The organism is Micromonospora sp. A202 (genome assembly GCF_006715105.1).
Lineage (GTDB): Bacteria > Actinomycetota > Actinomycetes > Mycobacteriales > Micromonosporaceae > Micromonospora > Micromonospora zamorensis.
In genome coordinates this window covers 1,606,909-1,627,001 of sequence record NZ_VFMP01000001.1, presented here as the reverse complement: position 1 = coordinate 1,627,001, position 20,093 = coordinate 1,606,909, and the positions used below count along the sequence as shown (strand labels likewise).

Sequence of the window (20,093 nt, the reverse complement as noted above, 5' to 3'; positions counted from 1 at the left end):
GATCTGACCAGCTCCCGCGCGTACGCCACCAGCCTGGCCGAGAACTACGTGGGCCTGCCCCTCAGCTGACCTCGGCGCCGGATCGGCGGCGACCCTCTATTGCTACTCATCGATTCGTGGTAGAAATCTTTCGCACTGGCCGTTCCCAGGCAAGAATTTCTTCAGATGGAGGCAACGTGAGAGTCACTGCCGGGTGGCTGGCGAGTCTCATCCTTGCCGCAGCAATCGTGGCGCCCGCCGAGTCGATTGCTGTGGCCGCGACACCCACACAAGCATCGACCGCAGTGACCCCGCTGGCCACCGGCCCGCAACCCGGCACCTTCACCGGCCGGGGATTCGACACCTGCGCCGCTCCGTCACAGACCACGATGAACGCGTGGCGGGCCAGTTCGCCCTACGGCGCGGTCGGCATCTACATCAGCGGGGCGAGCCGCTCCTGTTCCCAGCCCAACCTCACCGCAAGCTGGGTGGCCAACCAGACCAGCAACGGATGGCGCCTGATCCCCATCGAACTGGGTTACCAGGCACCGTGCGGCACCCGCACACCGAAGATGTCCGCCAATCCCACCACCGCCCGGTCGCAAGGCGGCTCCGCGGCCAACAGCGCCGCGAATGCCGCCCAGGCACTGGGCATCGGCACTGCGAGCACCATCTACAACGACATCGAGCAGTACCCGTCGAACGCGTCGTGCCGGGCCGCCGTGCTGTCGTTCCTGTCCGGTTGGACCGAGCAGTTGCACGTAAGGGGCTACCTCGCCGGCATGTACTCCAGCGGTTCGTCCGGCATCAAGGACGTCTGCGAGGCGTACGACAACCCGAGCTACACGCGACTCGACCAGATCTGGATCGCCTGGTGGAACGGGGTGGCTGACACGGATGCCGGAAGTTACTGCGCCGATGCCTACTACGCAAACCAGCAGCGCTTGCACCAGTACGCCGGGGAGGTCACCGAGACGTGGGGTGGCGTCACGATGAAGATCGACCGCAACTACCTCGACGTGAGGGTTACGCAGACCCCGCCGCCGCAGCAGTGGACCACGACCATCGACAACAGCGCCTCGGGCGGGTTCACCGCGAGCACTGCATGGGGCACGTCGGCCTACTCCGGCCAACGGTTCGGCACCGACTACCGGTTTGCCAGTCCGGTGTCGTCCAGCGACGTCGCCTGGTTCCGGTCGACCATCCCGGCGACCGGAAGCTATGAGATCTCAGTTTGGTACCCGGCCGACGCGGGCTACAACAACCAGACGCCATACCTTGTGGAGACCACCACAGGCAGCAGGTCCGTCTCCGTCAATCAGCGGGTCAACGGCGGTAGGTGGGTCTCGATCGGCGTGTTCACCCTGGCTGCGGGCATGGGCAACAAGGTCGGCGTGAGTCGCTGGACCAGCGGCACCGGACTAGTGGTCGCCGACGCGGTGCGGATCACCCGGGTCTGAGCCCGCTCCCGTCGGCCAGGTTCCTGCCGATTCCCCGGGCACCGAAGTCGGCCTTCTTGAGGGTCCGGGACGCGACGATCTTCGGGTGGCCCGCCTCCGCAGTAGACAGGTTGGAGCCGGCGGTTCGTACCCGACAGGCCCACCGGAGAAAAGACCCGGGATCGGGGTCGCCGGAAAACCTCTCGATTCGAGCGACGGGGATCGACCACAATGGCAGCGTGGAACGCGAGCGCCTGGTGAAGTTGAGCAAACGGATGTCGAAGGCACTCCGGCACGATCCCGACCGGGCCGGCCTGGTGCTCGATCCGGCCGGTTGGACTCCCGTCGACGCTCTGCTCGCCGCCCTACGGATCGAGCGGGCCGAGCTGGACGCGGTCGTCGCCGGCAACGACAAGCAGCGGTTCGCTGTCGAGCGCGGCACCGACGGGGTGCTGCGGATCCGGGCCAACCAGGGCCACTCAGTCCCGGTGGACCTCGGGCTGCCCCCGGTCACCCCACCGGACCGGCTCTATCACGGCACCAGCGCCGGTGCGCTGGAGTCGATCCGGGCCGCCGGCCTGCACCGCGGCGGCCGGCACCACGTCCATCTCTCCGCCGAAACAGAGACCGCCCACCGGGTCGGCGCCCGACGCGCCGGTCGGGTCGTGATCCTCACCATCGACGCGGCGGCGATGGCCGCCGACGGACACGTGTTCCACCGCAGCGCCAACGGCGTCTGGCTCACCAACGCGGTCCCTGCCAGCTATCTGCTCGACTGAGCCCTGGCCAGGCCCGCACCGCTGTTTCCGGCGAGGTGCGCGCGGATCTCAACCCGGCCAACCTCATCGTGACACCACCACTCGGCCTTCGCATCGTGGACTGGGCGTGGGCAACCAAGGCCACCCACGGGTCGAACTCGCGTTGCTCGTCTCATGGCTGATCGGCAGCGGCCACAGCGCCGAGCAGGCAGAAGAGTGGATAGCGCAGCTTCCCGGATGGACCGCGACTGACCAACAGGTCTTGGACGACTTCGCGTCAAAGAACGCGACGAAGTGGGCCGCCAAGTCCCGGCAGAACACCGAGTGCTGGGTACGCGACCTCGCAATGCGGACCGGCGAGTGGGCGGATCACCGGACCGACGGCCATCAGGCAGCCCGTGAGCCGCAGCGCGGGGGCACCCTCTCGTGATGTGGGCGCCGGTAGCGGTAGGACTCCTCAACCAGCCCGCAGGCCCCGCTCGGGACCGCAAATCAGGTCACTCAGCCGGGCTGGTCCGTGGCGGCCCCGAACCGAGAACCAGCCCCGCTGCTCCCGATCTGCTCCCAAGCACCGACTCTGACCTGCGGCAACGTGGAGCCGCAGGCAGGGGTGGATGCGGTTGAGCGTCGTTTGATGCCGTTGGATGCAGTTCAGGGCCGTTCAGGGCGCCCCGCTGCTCCCATCCTGCTCCCCCTAAACCGGACTCGCACCAGCCGCCGACCGACAGTGAACTGCCGGCCCAGTGCTTTGGTTGGCACCAGCGCTGGTTCCCGCAGCCGCATCGCCCGATCGGGGAGCACGGCCCCCGATCGACGCGCCTTGTCAGCGACACTTCAGTGTTCTTGATCTTGAGGGAGCTCGACTGGCGTCAGGACTCATGAAAAACGGCGTCCGCTCGCGCTGCTCGTAGGTCTGCGGGGTCGGTTCTGGTGGGCTGGCGGTTTCGGGTTGCGCCGCTTGGTCCGGTCAGCTGCAAGGTTCGCGGGTGACGGCCTGTTTCGTGGGCTGGCGCCGGGGTGGACCGGGTTGCTGAGGCCCGGACGCTCGTGGCCGACCACGCCCGAACGCCGGAACTGGCTGACGCGGAGCGGGTCTTCCTCGCCGGCACGTTGGACCGCATGCGCCGAGCGGTCAGCGAGAGCGGCCGGCCCGAGCAGCTCCTGCACGACGACTGCTGGGGCTTGTGCCTGTGCCCTAATCCCGTGTACCGGCTGAGGCGCGACAGCATGGTCAGCTACGAACAGCGTCCGGCCGAGATCCGTCACCGCCCATAAAAACCCCGCCGTTCGAGAGCAGAGCGAGGACGACGCGCCCGCGCAACAAGAAGAGATTTTGTTCAGTTAGGCGATCGATAGTTGGAACCGAGGGCGGCCGGGTCAGTGGAGGCGTACCCGTCGGGCGAGTTCCGCCCGGAGGTGGTCGATGCCGGCGCCGGTGCGGGCGGAGACCGCGACGGCGTCCGGGTGGACCCGGCAGAGCGCGTCCACCCACTCCGGCGGCGCCACGTCGATCTTGTTGAGGACCAGGAGCTCGGGAACGTCGCGCGCGCCGATCTCGTGCAGCACGCCGTGCACGGTGGTGATCTGATCCAGCGCGTCGGGGGCGGAGGCGTCGACGACGTGCACTGCGAGGTCGCTGCGGGTGACCTCCTCCAGCGTCGAGCGGAACGCGTCGACGAGTTGGTGGGGCAGGTGTCGGACGAAGCCCACCGTGTCCGTGACGGTGTAGGTCAAATCGCCGGTGCTGATCCGACGGACGGTCGGGTCCAGGGTCGCGAACAGCACGTCCTGGACCTGGGCGTCGGCACCGGTCAGCCGGTTGAGCAGCGCCGATTTGCCGGCGTTGGTGTAGCCGGTGATCGACACCGAGGGCACCTGGTTACGGGCGCGGCGGGTGCGCGTGCGCTCGCGCCGTCGTGCGAGTTCGGAGGCGTTGCGGCGTAGTCGGGTGGCGCGCTGGCGCAGGGTGCGGCGCTGGGTTTCCAGCCGCATCTCACCGGGACCCCGGACACCCATGCCGGCGCCGCCGGCCGTCCGGCCGCCGCCGACGCGGGACATCGTGCGACCCCCGCCGCGCAGACGGGGCAACTGGTAGGCGATCTGCGCGAGTTCCACCTGTACGCGACCCTCGCTGGTCCGGGCGTGCTCGGCGAAGATGTCGAGGATCAGGGCGGTGCGATCAACCACCCGTACGCCGACGCGTTCCTCCAGGTTGCGTACCTGACCGGGGGTCAGTTCGCCGTCGGCGATCACCAGGTCGGCGTGTGCGCTTTCGGCCAGCGCGGCCAGTTCGTCGACCTTGCCGGAGCCGACGTAGGTCGCCGGGTCGGGGTTTGGCCGGCTCTGCACCACCTCGTCGGCGACGGTCAGGCCGTCGGTGGCGGCGAGCCGGCGCAGCTCGGTCAGCGAGGTCTGCGAGCCGGGACCGCTGTCGGCTGCGCCGTCGTCACGTACCGCCACCAGAACCGCCGTCGGGCGTTCGCCCTGGCCACCGGTGTCCGGCCCCAGCAACCACGATCCGGCCATGGTCCCACCTCACCTCGTCTCGGGTGCGTGTCACCTACCCCCGCCGGAAGCGACCATGCCGGCCACCCGCTCCCAGCCCGGCTGGTCGGCTGCCCCGCGATCGCCGCGTCGGCCCTTGGTGGCACCGGCACCAGTCCCCCGCGCACGCGGCGTACGCCTCCGGCAGCGAGATGGTCTCAAGACCGGGCCCGACAACGGGCCGGGGCAGACAGCACCGCCGCCGCCCTGCGCGCTCAGAGAGCGGTGCCGTCTCCGGCAGAGCCTGAGACCGTCATGACTGCCGGTGTTGGAGTGCGCCACCGCCGTGGCATGAGGTTTCGGGAGTGCACGACGTCCGGGTGGGTAGGACTACCGGAAGACGCGTGCGTACGCGCCCTGAGGGGAAGGAGAGCACATGGCTACCGGAGAAACCGGCTTCGACGACGTGACGTTCGACCTCATCTCCGTGCAGTACCACTCGCTCAAAGCGGGGCACGACTACGGGCAATACGTCCGCGACGCCAAGAACGCCGGCCAAGACGAGATCGCGTCGTTCTTCGAGCAGGTCATGGCGGAGGACTCGGCGCGTGCCCGCAAGTGCCACGAGTTCCTGGCCCGCCTCGGCGGCACGGACAACACCAGCCCGCAGAACGGCTGAACCACCGGCGTCTCCGCAGGCTCAGATAGCGCCGAGACTGCGGAGACGCCATTCACGCGGACCGAGTCGGACAGTACGCTGATTGATCCCCAGCTCACGCCCTGGGCGACGGTTGTGCTCGCTGGGTTGCGGCACGCCTACAGACGTGGCCCTAGGCGAACCGAGACGCCGGCCGGCGCCAGCCACCCCGGAAGCAGCAACGCCTGACCACTTCGACCCCTACTGGGAGGTCACGCCGCACCGCTCGACCGCATCACCGCAGGTCAGGTCCTCGCCCCTGTCCGGCGTCGGTGAGCACTTCGGTCGCGGTGACCTCTTCGCCAACCCGCACCCAATCTGCTCCCAGTTGCAAGGCCAGGCCAGCCAATGGCTCCTTACCGCCTTGACCTGCGCACACTCCCCACCAGGCGACACACATCGTCGCCTACTGCATCTCAGAATTGCGGAGCACTCCGCGGTGAAACAGGACGCCGCGCCGCCCCTGACCTGCGGCGACGTGGAGCCGCAGGTAGGGATGGGTGCAGTTGAGCGCCGTTCGACGCCGTTGGGTGCAGTTCAAGGCCGATCAAGGCACCCTGTTGCTCCCAGTCCGCTCCCCCTATCCGGGCCCGGCACCGCCCCCTTGTAAGTCACAGGCAGCACCAGCAATACAGATCCTCGCCCGCGTCTCGCGCGCGCTGAGCAAGGGCGGCGACCTTCTCGATGACGGGCAGCATCTCGTCGTCCGACAAAGGACCGCTCCACGCCAGATCCTCGATCCGCCCCCATTGCGCCGACAACTCCAGCACCTGTGTGTTGCTGATAGAGGCGAGGGTGTCCCGCGCGGTCCGGTGGAGCGACATCAGCCATGGCCCGTCCTGCTCGTCCCCGCTCCACAACAACTCAAGGCCGACCAGGCTCACATCCCAGTCGACCTGTCGAACGAGGCTGACAAGCTTGCCGAGGGTCACCGTCGGCTCGATGCCCTTCAGATCAACCGCATCCACAGCTATGCCGCCGCGGCTGACAGCGAACGGCCCGCCCTCGAAATCCTTCATCAACCTGACAGCCGCAGCGTCGTCCTTGGCCCGGAAGTAGTCGTACAGCACACCCATGGCACGCACTCCACCACACGGATACGACAGTGGTTTCCCCCACCAGGGGCACGTCAGGTTGCAGGTCCAGCGCCTCGGTTGGTGGCCGTGCGCTTCGACATCTCGACCGGCGAGTTCCTGACCGGCGCGCCCACTCAAACCGCTGGCTGGTACAGCTTCCAGCAGTACCGGGACCAGATTCTGCGCGGCAACTGACACTTGCAAGTCCGGCTCGCGTTGCGCCGGTCAGATGCTCACGTCACAACGGCGGTAAGCGCCTCGTGGTGCCCGAATCGTGGCATGTGTGGGCCCGCGGACAGCCGCCAAGGGTCTGATCATCTTCGGAGCCCAGTCCCGGCTACGAGGGTTTGGTGTAGGTGATCAGCTCCAGCAGGGAACCGTCCGGATCCCGGAAATAGACACTCACGCCACGCCCACCTCCACCGCTGCGGATAACCGGCCCTGCCTCTAGTTCGATGCGATGGTGTTGAAGATGAGCGACCGTGTCCTCGGTGGTGCCGGGCCAAACGAAGCATAGGTCGCTGCCGCCTGGCGTGACGGGCGGCCGTGCCACCAGCTTTCCGACATCCAGGCCCGGCCCGTGGACGTTGAGCTGTTGGTCGCCGAACCGGTAGGCCACGTGACCGTCGGGATGGTCGACCACTTCCGCGCCCAGGACGTCTCGATAAAAGGCCGTAGAGCGTTCCCAGTTGCTGACCGCGATCACGCAGTGGTCGAGCCTGATCTTCGCGTTAGCCATGCCCGGACCTTACGGTGTGAGCGGGTGAACGGACGCCAGCATTCCGCAACTCGGCATGTGCGGACCCCGCCCTACCGCCTCTGCGGGGCACCGACTCTGACGCCTTCGGTGCCGCCGAAGAGGTGGCCGATCAGCGCCGGTGCAGCGAAGTTCGTCCCGTCCACTCCGGTGAGCCAGATCTCGCCGCTCCCGCGCCCAACATCGGGAGCGTCGTAGAGCCGAATGTCGGCCCGAATCACGCGCGGAGGCTCCACCGCTGCCTCGCAGAACTGGCAGTAGTGGTACCCACGCATGAGCCGTACCGGTTTAGCGCCGAGCCTCACCAAGCGATCTCGAACGTCTCGCGGGCAGGCTCCTGCAGTAAAGGGCATGCGCGAATCCAGCCAACCAATGGCAATGGCGTCCGGGGCGCCCGGGTCGTAGTCATAGGGCGCCAGGTCCGGGATGTACGCCACGCGTCGATCATCGCAGTCAGGCGCGGGCCGTGCGAACAACAAAACGACGGTGCGGGCCGCCTCTGGGCGGCCCGCACCGTTATCGAACGCCGGGCGCGATACGCCCGTCTGCCGGAATGCTGGCGGGTGGGAGTTTCTGGCCTACAGGTCGGCCTTCGTCACGCGGGAAGATTCGTACGTCGTGGAAGCCTGGGGGAGGCCCGGCACGGTGGAGATGTCCTTGACCAGCATGCCGGTCGTGGCGTCGATGGTCAGCACCTCGCTGCCCTCGCCGCCGAACGCCTCGGGGCCGGCGGTGATCGTCAGCGTGGCCTTGCCGTGGGTGGTCGAGTTCTTGACGCTGACCGCGGAGATGGTGGACAGCAGACGCAGCACGCCGGCCCGGACCTGCGTGTTGCCGTCGCCAGCGGACAGCGCTTGGGTGCTGTAGGTCCACAGGGCGTTGTCGAAGTGCCGCTGAACGGCCTGGGGGCTGTACGGCTTCGGCTTGGCGTTGCCGCCCTTCTGCTTGATGATCACCTGGGCGGCCGCCTGCTGCTTGTCCCATACCGCCTTCTGCGCTGTGGGGTCGAGGCCCACCAGCGGATCCTTGGCTGCCTTGAGCATCTGGGTCCGGCCGTCGGCCGGGCTGCTGTCCGCCGCGGCGACGGCTGCCTTGAGGAGCGGAGCGTAGCCGCCGTCCGTCATCTGGTCCTGGTGACGGGCGATCGCACGCTTGATGTCCTTCACGCTGTTGCCCGTATAGATCGCGTGACCGTCGGTGTACAGCGTGTAGACGACCTGCATGGTCTTGGTGCCGTGGACCTGCGTCGCCTTCACCAGCCACGCGTCGCCCGCCGACGGGGTGACCGTCTTGATGGACCCGGCCAGGGTCATCAGCGGCGCGCGCTCTGCGGACCCGTCGACGGTGGTCGAGCCCGAGGTGGCGGCTGACGAATCCTTGCCGGCCTCGATGCCCCCGGTCGCTGGCGAGTTGAGCACCACAGCGACGACTGCCGCCGCGGCGGCAACCCCCACCCCGGCGCCGATGCCCAATCGGCCCGCGATACCGATCCGGCGGCGGCGCTGAATCGCCGGGCTGGATTCGTTGTCCCGCGTGGTTGTCGTCGTTTCCATGGTTGAAGTCGCCTCCATAGTCGTGTCTTCCGCTGATATCGCGCCCAACAGCCGCACGGTTCCGGGGTCGGCCATAGCCGCCCGCAGCACCGCCCGCGCCCGCTGATACGCCTCCGGGCGTAGTGGTTCTGCGCTGCCCAACGCACCGACCAGATCGAGCTCGTCGGTCATCGGTGTCTCTCCTTCGTGCTGTTGCGGTCCTTCAGAAGCGCAGACACCCCCGGGGCGTCGCGCACTGCCGTCCTGGCCTGGCTCAGCAGCCGCCGCGCGGTGCCCGCTGGTATGCCGAGTGCCCGCGCGGCGTCGGCTGCGGTCAGGTCCTCCCAGGCGACGAGCCTCAGGACCTCCCGCTCGTCGGGTTTGAGCCGCGTCAGGGCCGACCGCAGCACCGCCCGGGCGTCCATGCCGAGGTCCACCGCCGACCACGGATCCCATCCAGTAGCCACGTCCGGTACATCCGCGACCAGGTCCTCGGCCGGCCGGGACCGCCAGTAGCGCCGCAAGCGATTCAATGCCACCCCGTACAGCCACGGCCGCGCATCGTCGTACGACCGGTCGTACGATCGCCGCGACTCGAACGCCGCAACCCAAACCTCGCCCAGGAGGTCCTCAGCCGCATCCCGCCCCGCCCGGCGAACGAGGTACGAACCGACGGCGGCCTCATGACGCTCGACCACCTCCACGAAGGCGTCGACATCGCCATCCAGCGACCGGCCTATCAAATCCGCATCCGAATCCATGGCCCTCCTCGGCAAAATCCGCGCTTCACCCTGACATTGCCGATCAGGCGGAGAAGTGTTCAGGCGCCGAGGTCCGACGGCAAGCGGTCGCCCAATAGCGACCTCTCGTTCGGTCAGCACCTGCCACCCGTGGTCAAAGCGTTGCCAACGGCTTGCGGGCGTCGTCGGCCAGCTTCTTCGAGTCGCCGACCTTGACCGGTGCGGAAGGTGCGCCCGGTGGCGGGCATCTCGTCGACGAGCCGAAGGCGGTAGAGCATGTCGGCCGAGCGCCGTGTGGAGCGGCGCTGCCGGAACAGCATCTCGCGCTAGCCGGAGGTGACGAACACCCGTGACGCGTCCCGCTTACGGCGCCATTAAGCCGGCATGAATCGCAGCATCAGGAACGTTGCGATCTCGGCGTCGGACAGGCGCAGGAGACGTGGTAGCTGTTGAGCGCCCCGTCTTTGACGTAGCCGTTCATTTGGGATCGGAGCTGACTGGCGTTGGTGTTGTCCGCTGAGCTGGGGCCCGGGCGCGCGCCGAACGCCGGTCAGAGCAGTGTCAGCTCGAAGCACCCCCACCCGTCGCCCGCCTGCGCGACGAGCTTCCACGTTCCGGCGGCCGGCAACGGGATGCCGCTCGGGTACATCGCCTGCCCGGCGTCGTTGGTCGCCAGCGAGCCGGCGCTGTAGGTCTCGGTGCGGCCGCCGGAGGTCGCGGTCACGGTGAGCGCGGCGTTGAGCTGGGGGCGGGCCGGCAGCCAGAACAGCTTGCCCAGGTCGGGGCCGAGGTCAGGATGCCATTGCCGGCGGTACTCCACAAAGTCCCCGGCGATGAAGTCGCCCGAGCGCACCAGCGTGGCGTCGCCGGGCACCGCGACGCACTCGCGCCGGGCGCTGCCGGGCAGGCTCTGCTGGAAGGCCGGCACCGGCGGCGACGCGGCCGGCGACGACGGCACCGGCGCCGACCCGGCCGGCGAGGCCGGGCCGGCGGCGGGCGGGGCTGGTGCAGTACACCCGCAGAGCACCAGTGCCACGACGAACAGCGGGATTGCTCGCACAGCGTTGCCTCTCTCCTCAGGCGGCTGGGGTCCAGATCGAGACCCGGCCGCTCCAACAGGCTATGAGCGTCGCGGTCGTGATGCATTGCGTCGGCGGGGAGGCGGCGGGGCGAATCGCCGGGTTATCGTGTCCGGCGAGGATTGATCTGGTGAATGCTCACCCGTCGTACCCCGGTGGGCCGTCCGGATCCGGGCGCGCGTCTGACTAAATCAGCATCGGGAGCGATGCGGCGGCCGTCGAGCAAGGACCAGCACTCCGCCGTCCACGAGGCGCTCGCCGTCGAACATCCGTGCGGCCTGGACGGCGTGCTTCGTCATCGTCATCACCCAGTCTCACCCTGCGCGGCCACAGCCGCCACCGACGCCTCCTCGTCCTCCGGCGACAGCCGGTCGTGGCCCGACCAGCGCACCGCGACTGGGTGGCCGGCCTCCCTCGCCAGGGTGATCCCCGCTCCCTCCGGCGGGTCAGCGGTGGGCACCCAGGCGCAGCATAGAAGCCACCTCCCGAACCCGGGAGGTGGCCTTTGACCTGCGAGAACTCAGAGTGGGGGATGCTGGTTGCGGCTCTCGCGGTTCGTCAGGAGCCGGGTTCGAGCGTCCATTGGCTGGTCCACCAACCGGAGGGCGCGACGCCGTACTGGACGCTGCCGGTCATGTTCTCGGTATGAGCGTAGGTGCCCTTCCAACGGTTCTTCAGGCGTAGGTGACCGTCGACGGACTCCTGGCTCCACTGCGCCGACCAGTAGGTGCCGGGCACCGTCCCGGTCTGCACGGTGCCGGTCTGGTTCTCCACGTGGAGGTAGTTGCCGGTGGCGCGGTTCTTGAGCCGGACGTAGCCGTCAACGTTCTCGACGGCCCACTGAGCGGACTGATCGGTGCCGGAAGCGGCGACGTACTTGGCGGTGCCCCTGCCGTCGTCCTTGACGTACTGGCCGGTCTGCCGGTTCTTCAGCCGCTGATAGGACACCGGGTAGCCGCCGTCCTTCTTGTAGACGCGCAGGTAGTCGACGCTCCAGGTCTTGGGCCAGACGTCGTTGTGCCGACCGGAGCCGGCGTCGGTGTAGATGCCCATGATGAGCCCCATTGGCATGTTCGGGGCGTCGTTGATCGTCCGGTAGAGCTGGCCGTCGTAGTAGAACTTGATGTCGGTGGGCGTCCACTCCATGCCGTACGTGTGGAACTCGGTGGTCGGCGACCCGCTGGGAACGGGGGCGATCGACGCGTACGAGTTGGAGAGGAAGTTCGGGTCGCCCCAGCCGTGGGCGGCGATCCGCCAGTTGTTCGGCTCGTTGAAGAACGTCTCGACCATGTCGACCTCGGGGTTGCGCGAGGCGCTGGAGGTGTCCCCGGTGCCGACCAGCCAGAGCGCCTGGTGGCCGCCTCCGCCGACGTTCGACTTCTTGGCGCGCATCTCCACGTAGCCGTACTGGAACGTGTAGCCGTTGAAGTCGGGCTCGTGGTGGTTCAACGGCATCGAGGCGTTGAACTTGTGCCAGTAGTCCTTGTTGTAGGTCTGGAACGAGGAGATCTTGACCGTGCCGTCGTACTGCGGATTCCACGCCGGGGTGTCGGCGTCGAGCCGCTGGGTGAGCACCCCGTCGGCGATGGTGTAGCGCGCCTTGGCACCCAGCTCCCGGTTGGCCGGTGAGGTCCAGTGCGGCAGGTAGTAGGGCAGCCAGCGATTCGTGTTGAGGGTGTTGACGTCGAACTCTTCGGCGAAGTCGATGGTGTAGCCCGGCTTGGCGAGCGGGCTGGGAGGGGTGTCGCCGGCCTGGGCCGGCGGCGCGGTGACGACACCGGCGAGGGTGACACCGAGGATCATCGAACCGGCGGCGGCTAGAACTCTTCGAAAGCGATGCGCCATGAGGCACTCCCGGGGAAACGAAAGAAAAGTTCTTTCGGAATATGCCGGTGAGCCCTACCGCTGTCAAGAGCCATCGGTGAAGAGCTCTGCGCGGACCGCGTCCCGGGCGGTCTCGACCGCGCCGATGGCCACCGCGTCGTCTCCCAGCGCGGAGATCGCCAGAACTGGCAACTCGTACAGAATCTCGGCGAGGTGGCGCCGTACCGGCTTCATCACCGTCTCACCCGCGCGCGCGATGCCGCCGCCCACCACGACCAACTGCGGGTCCATGGCGAGAACCATGGCGCCCACTCCTTCGGCGAGTGCCCGCGCGTAGTCGTCGACGGCCTCGACAGCGCGCTTGTCCCCCCGCCTGGCCTGCGCGAAGACCCACTCGCGGGAGTTCATGCCGGGAGCGACCCCCGCGTCGGAGAGTAGCTTGCGGGGTGCCACCTCCCAGCCCAGGCCCGGGTGCCGGCCGATCTCGCCGGCAGCCCCCCGGCCGCCGCCGAACGGCCTGCCGTCCACCAGCACGCCGACGCCGAGGCGGTGCCCGGCATGCACGTACAGGACGTGGTCGACCCCCTGCGCGGCACCGACCCGGTGCTCGGCCAGGACCGCGAGGTTGGCGTCCTTGACGGCGCTCACCGGGCAGTCCAGACGGGCGGTGAGCTCCTTGGCCAACGCCGTGCCGGTCCAGTCCGGAATGGCCACGCTCAGCCGCACGACACCGTCGGCAATGATGCCCGGGGAGCCGGCACAGGCCGCCCACAACCGCGGCGCGTCGGCCGGCATCGTCCGTCGCAGCAGGTTGACAGCGGCGTCGATGCGCTCGGCCGGGTCCAGGTCCGGGTGGATGGCGGCCCGAGCGGCCGCCACCTGCGCGCCGGCGAGGTCGGCGATCCGCACCGACACCGCGTGCGCCCCGATGTCGAGGCCGGCCACGATGCCCGCGTCCGCGGCGAAGCGGTACCGCTGGGCGGGTCGCCCTCCGGTCGGGGCGTTGTCGAAGCCGTCCAGGACCAGGAGTCGAGACTCCACCAGCGAGGTCAGGATGCCCTGCACGGTAGGGCGGGACAGCCCGGTCTCGCGGGCGACACCGCTGATGGTCAGCGACGGCCCCTCGTAGAGAAGCCGCAGCACACGACGCGTGTTCAGGTGCCGTAAGGCGCTCTGACCCCCGCCTGGAAGAGCATCACCTACGGTCATTCGCTGCCCCTTGACGTGCGTTCGTAGACGGCTCACTATAGCGAACGCAAGTTTCCTTCGGAACTACTCCTGCCCAGGGAGACCCCCATGAAGTCCATGCCATCGGTGAAGAGTGCGCTCAGCGCGGCCGCCGTGCTTCTCGCGCTCGGAGCGTGCGCACCCGGCAGCTCATCCAGCGATGAACCGGCCGCCGACGCGAACGCGGCCGTCCAGACCGGCGTTCCGTCCGGACAGGTGGAACTCAACCTGATCGCCACCCCCGAGTCGGGTGCCGCCATGAAGGACATCATCCCGGCATTCCAGGCCAAGCACCCCAACGTCAAAATCAACTACGTCGACACCACGTACGATGACTACAACAAGTCGCTCAACCTCGCCCTGTCCAGCGACACCTCGCCCGACATCGTGCTGCTCAACGCGGTGGGCACCACGGTCAAGGACCAGCTGATCCTCAACCTTCAGCCCTATGCCAAGGCGTACGGCTGGGAGTCGGCGTACCCGGCCGGACAGCTCAACCAGTGGCGGATCGCCAAGGACGGCACCACCCTCGGTTCGGGCGACCTGTACGCGGCACCCGCGTCCTTCTCCCAGGTCGGGCTCTACTACAACAAGGCCAAGTTGAAGAAGCTCGGCATCGCCGCGGCTCCGGCCTCACTGGAGGACCTCGAGGCCGCTCTGGCCAAGGCCAAGGCCGGCGGTGAGACCCCGCTGCAACTCGGCAACAAGGAGGGTCACGCCTCCTTCCCGATCCAGCTCATCGGTCAGTCCACAGACCGCCCGGCCGCGTACGCCAAGTGGGTCTTCGGAGAGGGCGGGTCCACCTTCGACACCGCCGGGAACGCCAAGGGCGCCCAGAGCATCACCGACTGGGGTACGAAGGGCTACTACTCCAAGGACGCCAACGGCATCGACCTCCAAGGCGCGGTGGACAAGTTCACCAAGGGCGACGGCGTCTTCTTCGTGGACGGTTCCTGGGACTCGAAGAAGATCGGCGACGCGCTGCGCGGCGACGCGGGCTTCGTGCCCTTCCCCGGCCCCAAGGCCACCGCCATCGGCACGTCGGTCGCGTACGGGATCTCGCGGAAGTCGAAGAACGCGCAGGCCGCCGCCGCCTTCCTGGACTTCCTGCGCGGCCCGGAGGCGGCCAAGGCCTCGTTCGCGCAGGGCTTCCTGCCCTCCGACACCTCGACGGTGACCGCCGAGCCCGGCACCATCTCCGCCGACCTGATCGCCGCGTGGAACAAGGTCAACGCCGATGACGGGCTCATCGGGTTCAACAACAACGCCACCGCGACCATGAACGACACGCTGGTCGCCGAGACCCAGAAGCTGATCGCGGGCAAGGTCGACGCCGCCACGTTCATCCGAGCCGTCCAGTCCGACTGGGCCAAGACGCATGGCTGACAGCCTCGCGAATCGCGCGACCGTCCGGGACCGTACCGTCGTTGCATCCGCGACGTCGGTGCGGGCCCGGCGCTCGCGGGCACGACACGTACCGCTGCTCTACACCGCACCGGCGCTGCTCTTCTACGCGGCCTTCGTGATCGCGCCATGGCTACACAGCCTGTGGATCTCGTTCTGGGACTGGAACGGGATCGGCGTCGCCACCTGGGCCGGGCTCGACAACTACCGGGAGATCCTCGCCGACCCGGCGCTGCGGCTCTCCCTGGTCCACGCCTTCGGGCTGATCCTCTTCTACTCGGTCATCCCGATCTGTTTCGGCCTGGTGCTGGCGTCGCTGGTCGCGAACGTGCCCTGGAAGGGCATGCCGTTTGTCCGTACCGTGATATTCCTGCCGCAGATCCTTCCACTGGTAGCGGTCGGCAGCGTGTGGAAGCTGTTCTTCGACGATGACGGACCGTTCAACGCGCTGCTGCGCGCGGTCGGCCTGTCCGACGTCACCCGGGCCTGGCTGGGTGACTTCACCTGGGCCTACCCGGCGGTCGGAGTCGTCGGGACCTGGGTCTCGACCGGGCTCTGTTTCCTGCTGCTGTACTCCGGAATCGGCAAGATCGATCCGGCCCTGTACGAAGCCGCCCGGCTCGACGGCGCCGGCGCGATTCACGAGTTCTGGCACGTCACCGTGCCGGGTCTGCGCCGGGAAATGTCGGTGGCGGCGACCGTCACCGTGATCGCCGCCCTGGCCAGCTTCGACGTCGTCTACGTGATGACCGGCGGCGGCCCCGGCGAGTCGACCATGGTGCCCGGTGTCGCCATCTACCGGCTGACCTTCACCGCAGGGCAGGTCGGCACCGCCTGTGCGCTCGCCGTCGTCCTGTCCCTGTTGACCTGCGCGGTCATGTTCGCCCTGAACCGCCTCACCCGGGAGAAGCCATGATCCGGTCGCTGACCCGGTTGTCGCTGCTGGCTGCCACAGCCTCGGTGCTCGTTCCCTTCTACGCGATCCTCGCCGCGTCGCTGCAACCACAGGACAATCTCAGCCCGGGCCTCGCGTGGCCGTCGGATCCGCAGTGGCACAACTACGTCGACGCCTGGTCGACCGGCGGGTTCGCGGACCTCATGCGGTCCAGTCTGATCATCGCGCTCGGCGTCGTACCCCTCGCATTGGTGCTCGCGACGCTCGCCGGATACGGGCTGGCGATGATGCGGCTCGCCGTCCGGGGGCCGATCTTCGCGTTGCTCATGCTAGGTCTGGCCCTGCCGTACGAGTCGATCGTCATCCCGCTCTACTACGACCTCAAGTCGATCGGTCTCCTCAACACCTACTGGGCGGTCATCCTGCCGCTCATCGGGGCGTTCATGCCGTTCGGGGTGTTCTGGATGCGCAGTCACTTCGAGTCGCTGCCCCCGGAGCTCATCGAGGCCGCCGAGATGGACGGCGCGTCCAGCAGGCAGATCCTGCGCCGGGTCCTGCTGCCCACCGCCCGGCCGGCGCTCACCACTCTCGGCCTTCTCTACTTCATGTGGGCGTGGAACCAGTTCCTGCTCGCGCTGATCCTCATCCAGGACCCGGCGATGCGCACGGCGCCGTCCGGGCTCGGCAAGTTCATCCAGGCCTACGGCCGCAACATCCCGCTGCTCAGCGCCGGAACGATCATCGTCATCGTGCCCGTGGTCATCCTCTACCTCTTCTTCCAGCGCCACTTCGTCAAAGGCATCCTTTCCGGCGCCATCAAATAGGAGACACCTGATGTCCATCACTCTGGCAATCGTCGGTGCCGGAGCGCGAGGCGCTGCCTACGCGCGGCTCGCCGTCGCCACCTCCAAAGCCACCATCGCAGCTGTCGCCGATCCCGACCCCGCCCGCCGCAGCACACTGGCCGATGAATTCGACGTACCCGCGGAGCGCCGGTTCGCCTCGTGGGAAGAGCTCGCCGCACAGCCCCGGCTCGCCGACGCAGTGATCGTCGCGACCCCCGATCGCGCGCACGTCGAGCCGGTGGTGGCCTTCGCCGAACGCGGCTACGCGATCCTGCTGGAGAAGCCGATGGCGCCGCTGCCCGAGCAGGCGGAACGCATCGTCGCCGCAGCCGTCGACAACGACGTCCTCCTCGCCGTCTGTCACGTACTCCGGTACACGCCCTACTCCCGGACGCTCAAGCGACTCGTAGACTCCGGGCGGATCGGTGCAATCGTCAGTATCGATCACCTGGAACCGGTCGGCTGGTGGCACCACGCCCACAGCTACGTGCGCGGCAACTGGGCGGTGGAGGCCGAGTCGTCCTCGATGCTGCTGGCCAAGTCGTGCCACGACATCGACTGGCTCGGCCATCTCATCGGCCGACCCGTCCGCCGGGTCTCCTCCTTCGGCGGCCTCGCCCACTTCCGGCCGGAGAACCGCCCGGCCGGAGCGGCCGGGCGCTGCGTCGACTGCCCGGTCGAACGGTCGTGTGCCTACTCCGCGATCCGGATCTACGAGCGTTTCCTCGGCGACCCCGTCCACGAGGCATGGCCGTTGAGCGTCCTCACCGACGATGTCAGCGCCGACGGCGTCCGCAAGGCCCTGGAGGACGGCCCGTACGGCGCCTGCGTCTACACAGGACGCAACGACGTCGTCGATCACCAGGTGGTCAGCCTCGAATATGAGGGAGGCGTCACCGTCGCCTTCACCATGACGGCGTTCACCGCGCTCGACTTCCGCAAGACCCGGATCTTCGGCACGATCGGCAGCATCGAGGGCGACGGCCGTAGCCTGCACGTCCACGAGTTCCTCACCGACACCGTCGAGACCATCGACCTGGATCCCGACGGCGACGCCTCGGCCGCCGACGGGCACGGTGGCGCCGACGCGGCACTCATCGAGGCGTTCATCGCGGCGGTCGCCACCGGGGACCGCTCACTGGTCACCTCCGGGCCCGAGGAAAGCATCTCCTCGCACCGGGTCGTGTGGGCGGCGGAGCGGTCCCGCGCCACCGGCAGCATCATCGAGCTCAGCCCCGCCACGCCGAGGTAGGCGCACTGGCGCACTGCCAAACCTGGTGGGCGATGCGGGAATCGAACCAGCTAACCACGTTATGGACTCGCGTCAGGCCCATGGGATCGGGCCTGACGCGAGGTCCCACCGTGGAACCGCGTACCTCAATAGCGTCGGCGGTGGGCAGGCGCGCCACGGCCATGCGGCAGATCCGGCTGTTCGGTCGCGTGGGATTTCGCGCTACCCAATGGACCTGTGCAACGAAGTACCTGAACTGCTTTCGCCCAAGGACATCGCGCAGGGCACAACCCGGCTACTCGCTGACCGCGGCTACGAGCAGGTCGCCTATGAGGACGAGATCCTGGCCAGGATGCCCACACCGGTCGAGGCGAAGATGCTCGACCTGTCGGCCGGCACACCCGTGCTGCTGTACATCCGCACCGGCTTCTCCGCCGACCGCGCCGTGCGCTGTGGTACCCGGAGGACGACCCAGCCGACGCGCTCTACGCGGCGAAAATGATGATCCCGCTCCAACGCTCCGGAGCGAATCTGGGCGGCGAAATGCTCAACTGGGCCGGCGGTCGGGCCTACGAGGCCGGGCTGACCCGATTGCGCCTCGACGCCTGGACGACGAACACCCGGCTGCACGCCTACTACCAGGGACAAGGCTTCCGACACGTCCGCACCGTCGAAACCAGGGTCTCCGGCGCCTGCTTCGAACGCCCCGCGCAGCCGTACACAGACGGACGACTCAAGACCGAATCGGCCTGACGTACTCGCGCCGACAGAGGCCCCGACACACCAACGCAGGCGGACAGCGGTACTACGGCCGCCATCGACCGCAGTACGGGTCGGGTGACGATGAACGCCTTCCCCCAGACCGCGCAGCCCAACCTATTCAGCGACGATGAAGGACCCAGAACATGGCGTCGATCGTCCGCGTCGGCGTCCTCATTGGGCAGCCCTACCTACCTGTCCCCGGACGTGCCACACGACGGGTCAATGACTGACAGCTGCTGATCATGACCATCGCCGCTGCTCCCCATCTGCTGGACGGACTGTTCCCTGACCTGCTGCGACCTGGTCGGCGCGCTGGTCACGGTTGCTCCTGGGCTCACGTCGTTGATGGCTGGTTGCCGACGTTTCACAGTGCCTTGTGCCCCGTGTGTGCCCCGGCTGCCGCCGGTGGATCCACGGCCGGTCTAGCATCCCGACGTGGACATGGACCCTGATGACAGCCACTTGAGTACCGAGGACCTGGAGTCCGTCCGGGCCGCCAGCTCGGCGCTCCATCAGCAAGGGTGGCGCAAGGAGTTCACGATCGAGGAGATGATCGGCAAATGGGCGTGGCTCGTCGCCCAGGTTGAGCGGGGCTACTCCGACCTCGTTTATGAGTACACAAATGATCTCTACTGCAGAGACTGGCTAGCTAAGGCGTGGCCCCAGGTGACTCACCCCGTCCGGTCATGCTGGCACTCGATGCTGCAACCGCTGGACGAGCGTTTCCGAGCCGCCACGATTGAGGATGGCGGCCTCGCAGTAAGCCGCTACCACCAGATCACTCCCGGAATGGGCTGGTGGTGGCATCGGCGGCCCAAGAAGCTCGTCGGCGATCTGGCCGACGCTCTGGGCAAGGCTGAAGAGACTCCTTGACCCCCAGGCAGCCAACACGAATCGTTGACCTGCTGTTCCACGGGCGCTGAGCGGCCGGATGAATCCTCCGGTGTCCATGCTCGTCCGTCGGCGCCAACAGTCCACCGACGTCCGTGGTCGTTCGTGACTGCATGCCTTGGTTGTCACTCATTTCGTCACTCACCACCGGGTGGGTGTTCGCGTCACAGGCGTGCATGGTCAGCCGTCGCCCTCATCACCCTCGTCGTCCCCGTAGACGTCCAGCCATAGACCACCCGGCAACTTGAGCAACCGATGGAGAAGGTCACGGTCAAGCTCCACGGCATGTTCTGCAGCGTGGGAGCCGAGGAAACAAAACCAATTCGCCCAGTAGCCCCCATCGATGAGCTGCCATAGCCGGTCCGCCACCGGCTCCAAAATGTCGAGCAAGCTTCCCAACTGCTCGGCAAGCTCGACGTCGCTCTCGGGCCTCTCCGCACTGCTGAGCAACCAGCCGCACTCCTCATGCCGAG

The 20,093-nt window shown here is 67.9% G+C and carries 22 protein-coding genes and 1 pseudogene; 12 read left to right on the top strand and 11 right to left on the bottom strand.

Annotated features, from left to right (window positions below; all coding sequences use genetic code 11):
• Positions 1 to 176: 176 nt before the first annotated feature.
• The 4 genes from FBZ33_RS07575 to FBZ33_RS32640 all read left to right on the top strand — a co-directional run bounded on the left by FBZ33_RS07575 (position 177) and on the right by FBZ33_RS32640 (position 3,451).
• A complete protein-coding gene (locus tag FBZ33_RS07575; protein ID WP_255508749.1) occupies positions 177 to 1,439 on the top strand; it encodes a glycoside hydrolase domain-containing protein in 1,263 nt (420 codons plus the stop codon).
• A 218-nt stretch (positions 1,440 to 1,657) separates the two neighbouring features.
• Positions 1,658 to 2,197 (top strand): RNA 2'-phosphotransferase, encoded by a 540-nt coding sequence (locus tag FBZ33_RS07570; protein ID WP_141908482.1) that lies wholly within the window; start codon positions 1,658 to 1,660, stop codon positions 2,195 to 2,197.
• 106 nt (positions 2,198 to 2,303) lie between these two features.
• Positions 2,304 to 2,606, top strand: coding sequence for a hypothetical protein (locus FBZ33_RS07565; RefSeq protein ID WP_185755239.1), 303 nt, complete (start codon positions 2,304 to 2,306; stop codon positions 2,604 to 2,606).
• 587 nt (positions 2,607 to 3,193) lie between these two features.
• Positions 3,194 to 3,451, top strand: coding sequence for a hypothetical protein (locus tag FBZ33_RS32640; protein ID WP_185755238.1), 258 nt, complete (start codon positions 3,194 to 3,196; stop codon positions 3,449 to 3,451).
• A 102-nt stretch (positions 3,452 to 3,553) separates the two neighbouring features.
• Here the strand turns inward: FBZ33_RS32640 and hflX are convergent, their stop codons facing one another.
• On the bottom strand, positions 3,554 to 4,702 hold the full coding sequence (gene hflX / locus FBZ33_RS07555) for a GTPase HflX (protein ID WP_141908481.1): 1,149 nt from the start codon (positions 4,700 to 4,702) through the stop codon (positions 3,554 to 3,556).
• A gap of 394 nt (positions 4,703 to 5,096) precedes the next feature.
• Here hflX and FBZ33_RS07550 point away from each other — a divergent pair, with 394 nt between their 5' ends.
• The gene (locus tag FBZ33_RS07550; RefSeq protein WP_099851665.1) at positions 5,097 to 5,339 is read left to right on the top strand and encodes an acyl carrier protein; all 243 of its coding nucleotides are present in this window, start codon (positions 5,097 to 5,099) and stop codon (positions 5,337 to 5,339) included.
• 629 nt (positions 5,340 to 5,968) lie between these two features.
• Here FBZ33_RS07550 and FBZ33_RS07545 read toward each other — a convergent pair.
• The 9 genes from FBZ33_RS07545 to FBZ33_RS07510 form a co-directional block, all read right to left on the bottom strand.
• The gene (locus FBZ33_RS07545; RefSeq protein ID WP_141908480.1) at positions 5,969 to 6,433 is read right to left on the bottom strand and encodes a hypothetical protein; all 465 of its coding nucleotides are present in this window, start codon (positions 6,431 to 6,433) and stop codon (positions 5,969 to 5,971) included.
• A gap of 337 nt (positions 6,434 to 6,770) precedes the next feature.
• Complete coding sequence (locus tag FBZ33_RS07540) at positions 6,771 to 7,172, bottom strand: VOC family protein (RefSeq protein ID WP_141908479.1); 402 nt, start codon at positions 7,170 to 7,172, stop codon at positions 6,771 to 6,773.
• A 71-nt stretch (positions 7,173 to 7,243) separates the two neighbouring features.
• Positions 7,244 to 7,627 carry a hypothetical protein gene (locus tag FBZ33_RS07535; RefSeq protein WP_141908478.1) on the bottom strand — a complete coding sequence of 128 codons (384 nt, stop codon included), beginning with the start codon at positions 7,625 to 7,627 and terminating at the stop codon, positions 7,244 to 7,246.
• A 141-nt stretch (positions 7,628 to 7,768) separates the two neighbouring features.
• Positions 7,769 to 8,914, bottom strand: a complete 1,146-nt coding sequence (locus FBZ33_RS07530) for a hypothetical protein (protein WP_141908477.1) — start codon at positions 8,912 to 8,914, stop codon at positions 7,769 to 7,771.
• On the bottom strand, positions 8,911 to 9,483 hold the full coding sequence (locus tag FBZ33_RS07525) for an RNA polymerase sigma factor (protein ID WP_141908476.1): 573 nt from the start codon (positions 9,481 to 9,483) through the stop codon (positions 8,911 to 8,913). The genes FBZ33_RS07530 and FBZ33_RS07525 overlap by 4 nt, the downstream gene beginning before the upstream one ends.
• Before the next feature lie 529 nt (positions 9,484 to 10,012).
• A complete protein-coding gene (locus FBZ33_RS07520; protein WP_141908475.1) occupies positions 10,013 to 10,522 on the bottom strand; it encodes a hypothetical protein in 510 nt (169 codons plus the stop codon).
• Positions 10,523 to 10,845: 323 nt separating this feature from the next.
• Positions 10,846 to 11,001 carry a hypothetical protein gene (locus FBZ33_RS32635; RefSeq protein WP_185755237.1) on the bottom strand — a complete coding sequence of 52 codons (156 nt, stop codon included), beginning with the start codon at positions 10,999 to 11,001 and terminating at the stop codon, positions 10,846 to 10,848.
• A gap of 98 nt (positions 11,002 to 11,099) precedes the next feature.
• The gene (locus tag FBZ33_RS07515; RefSeq protein ID WP_185755236.1) at positions 11,100 to 12,344 is read right to left on the bottom strand and encodes a family 16 glycosylhydrolase; all 1,245 of its coding nucleotides are present in this window, start codon (positions 12,342 to 12,344) and stop codon (positions 11,100 to 11,102) included.
• 105 nt (positions 12,345 to 12,449) lie between these two features.
• The gene (locus FBZ33_RS07510) at positions 12,450 to 13,508 is read right to left on the bottom strand and encodes an ROK family transcriptional regulator (protein ID WP_185755235.1); all 1,059 of its coding nucleotides are present in this window, start codon (positions 13,506 to 13,508) and stop codon (positions 12,450 to 12,452) included.
• A gap of 153 nt (positions 13,509 to 13,661) precedes the next feature.
• Here FBZ33_RS07510 and FBZ33_RS07505 point away from each other — a divergent pair, with 153 nt between their 5' ends.
• The 7 genes from FBZ33_RS07505 to FBZ33_RS07475 all read left to right on the top strand — a co-directional run bounded on the left by FBZ33_RS07505 (position 13,662) and on the right by FBZ33_RS07475 (position 19,602).
• The gene (locus tag FBZ33_RS07505; protein WP_141908472.1) at positions 13,662 to 14,978 is read left to right on the top strand and encodes an ABC transporter substrate-binding protein; all 1,317 of its coding nucleotides are present in this window, start codon (positions 13,662 to 13,664) and stop codon (positions 14,976 to 14,978) included.
• Positions 14,971 to 15,912: a carbohydrate ABC transporter permease gene (locus FBZ33_RS07500; protein WP_141908471.1), complete on the top strand. Its 942-nt coding sequence runs from the start codon at positions 14,971 to 14,973 to the stop codon at positions 15,910 to 15,912. The genes FBZ33_RS07505 and FBZ33_RS07500 overlap by 8 nt, the downstream gene beginning before the upstream one ends.
• Positions 15,909 to 16,715, top strand: a complete 807-nt coding sequence (locus tag FBZ33_RS07495) for a carbohydrate ABC transporter permease (RefSeq protein WP_141908470.1) — start codon at positions 15,909 to 15,911, stop codon at positions 16,713 to 16,715. The genes FBZ33_RS07500 and FBZ33_RS07495 overlap by 4 nt, the downstream gene beginning before the upstream one ends.
• A gap of 10 nt (positions 16,716 to 16,725) precedes the next feature.
• The gene (locus FBZ33_RS07490; protein ID WP_141908469.1) at positions 16,726 to 17,988 is read left to right on the top strand and encodes a Gfo/Idh/MocA family protein; all 1,263 of its coding nucleotides are present in this window, start codon (positions 16,726 to 16,728) and stop codon (positions 17,986 to 17,988) included.
• 208 nt (positions 17,989 to 18,196) lie between these two features.
• Positions 18,197 to 18,469 (top strand): UTRA domain-containing protein, encoded by a 273-nt coding sequence (locus FBZ33_RS07485; protein ID WP_099851645.1) that lies wholly within the window; start codon positions 18,197 to 18,199, stop codon positions 18,467 to 18,469.
• Positions 18,466 to 18,720, top strand: a complete 255-nt coding sequence (locus tag FBZ33_RS07480) for a hypothetical protein (RefSeq protein ID WP_255508748.1) — start codon at positions 18,466 to 18,468, stop codon at positions 18,718 to 18,720. Before FBZ33_RS07485 ends, FBZ33_RS07480 begins: the two co-directional genes overlap by 4 nt.
• 444 nt (positions 18,721 to 19,164) lie before the next feature.
• Positions 19,165 to 19,602, top strand: coding sequence for a hypothetical protein (locus FBZ33_RS07475; protein ID WP_221629438.1), 438 nt, complete (start codon positions 19,165 to 19,167; stop codon positions 19,600 to 19,602).
• A gap of 198 nt (positions 19,603 to 19,800) precedes the next feature.
• Here the strand turns inward: FBZ33_RS07475 and FBZ33_RS07470 are convergent.
• Positions 19,801 to 20,088: pseudogene (locus FBZ33_RS07470) on the bottom strand (DUF4279 domain-containing protein); the annotation flags it as partial.
• Positions 20,089 to 20,093: the final 5 nt, after the last annotated feature.

What these genes read in the sequence shown, in the direction of transcription:
- hflX (WP_141908481.1), bottom strand. Translation starts at nt 4,702, where the DNA reads ATGGCCGGATCGTGGTTGCTGGGGCCGGACACCGGTGGCCAGGGCGAA.
- FBZ33_RS07550 (WP_099851665.1), top strand. Translation starts at nt 5,097, where the DNA reads ATGGCTACCGGAGAAACCGGCTTCGACGACGTGACGTTCGACCTCATC.
- FBZ33_RS07545 (WP_141908480.1), bottom strand. Translation starts at nt 6,433, where the DNA reads ATGGGTGTGCTGTACGACTACTTCCGGGCCAAGGACGACGCTGCGGCT.
- FBZ33_RS07540 (WP_141908479.1), bottom strand. Translation starts at nt 7,172, where the DNA reads ATGGCTAACGCGAAGATCAGGCTCGACCACTGCGTGATCGCGGTCAGC.
- FBZ33_RS07530 (WP_141908477.1), bottom strand. Translation starts at nt 8,914, where the DNA reads ATGACCGACGAGCTCGATCTGGTCGGTGCGTTGGGCAGCGCAGAACCA.
- FBZ33_RS07525 (WP_141908476.1), bottom strand. Translation starts at nt 9,483, where the DNA reads ATGGATTCGGATGCGGATTTGATAGGCCGGTCGCTGGATGGCGATGTC.
- FBZ33_RS07515 (WP_185755236.1), bottom strand. Translation starts at nt 12,344, where the DNA reads ATGATCCTCGGTGTCACCCTCGCCGGTGTCGTCACCGCGCCGCCGGCC.
- FBZ33_RS07505 (WP_141908472.1), top strand. Translation starts at nt 13,662, where the DNA reads ATGAAGTCCATGCCATCGGTGAAGAGTGCGCTCAGCGCGGCCGCCGTG.
- FBZ33_RS07500 (WP_141908471.1), top strand. Translation starts at nt 14,971, where the DNA reads ATGGCTGACAGCCTCGCGAATCGCGCGACCGTCCGGGACCGTACCGTC.
- FBZ33_RS07495 (WP_141908470.1), top strand. Translation starts at nt 15,909, where the DNA reads ATGATCCGGTCGCTGACCCGGTTGTCGCTGCTGGCTGCCACAGCCTCG.
- FBZ33_RS07490 (WP_141908469.1), top strand. Translation starts at nt 16,726, where the DNA reads ATGTCCATCACTCTGGCAATCGTCGGTGCCGGAGCGCGAGGCGCTGCC.
- FBZ33_RS07485 (WP_099851645.1), top strand. Translation starts at nt 18,197, where the DNA reads ATGGACCTGTGCAACGAAGTACCTGAACTGCTTTCGCCCAAGGACATC.
- FBZ33_RS07480 (WP_255508748.1), top strand. Translation starts at nt 18,466, where the DNA reads ATGATGATCCCGCTCCAACGCTCCGGAGCGAATCTGGGCGGCGAAATG.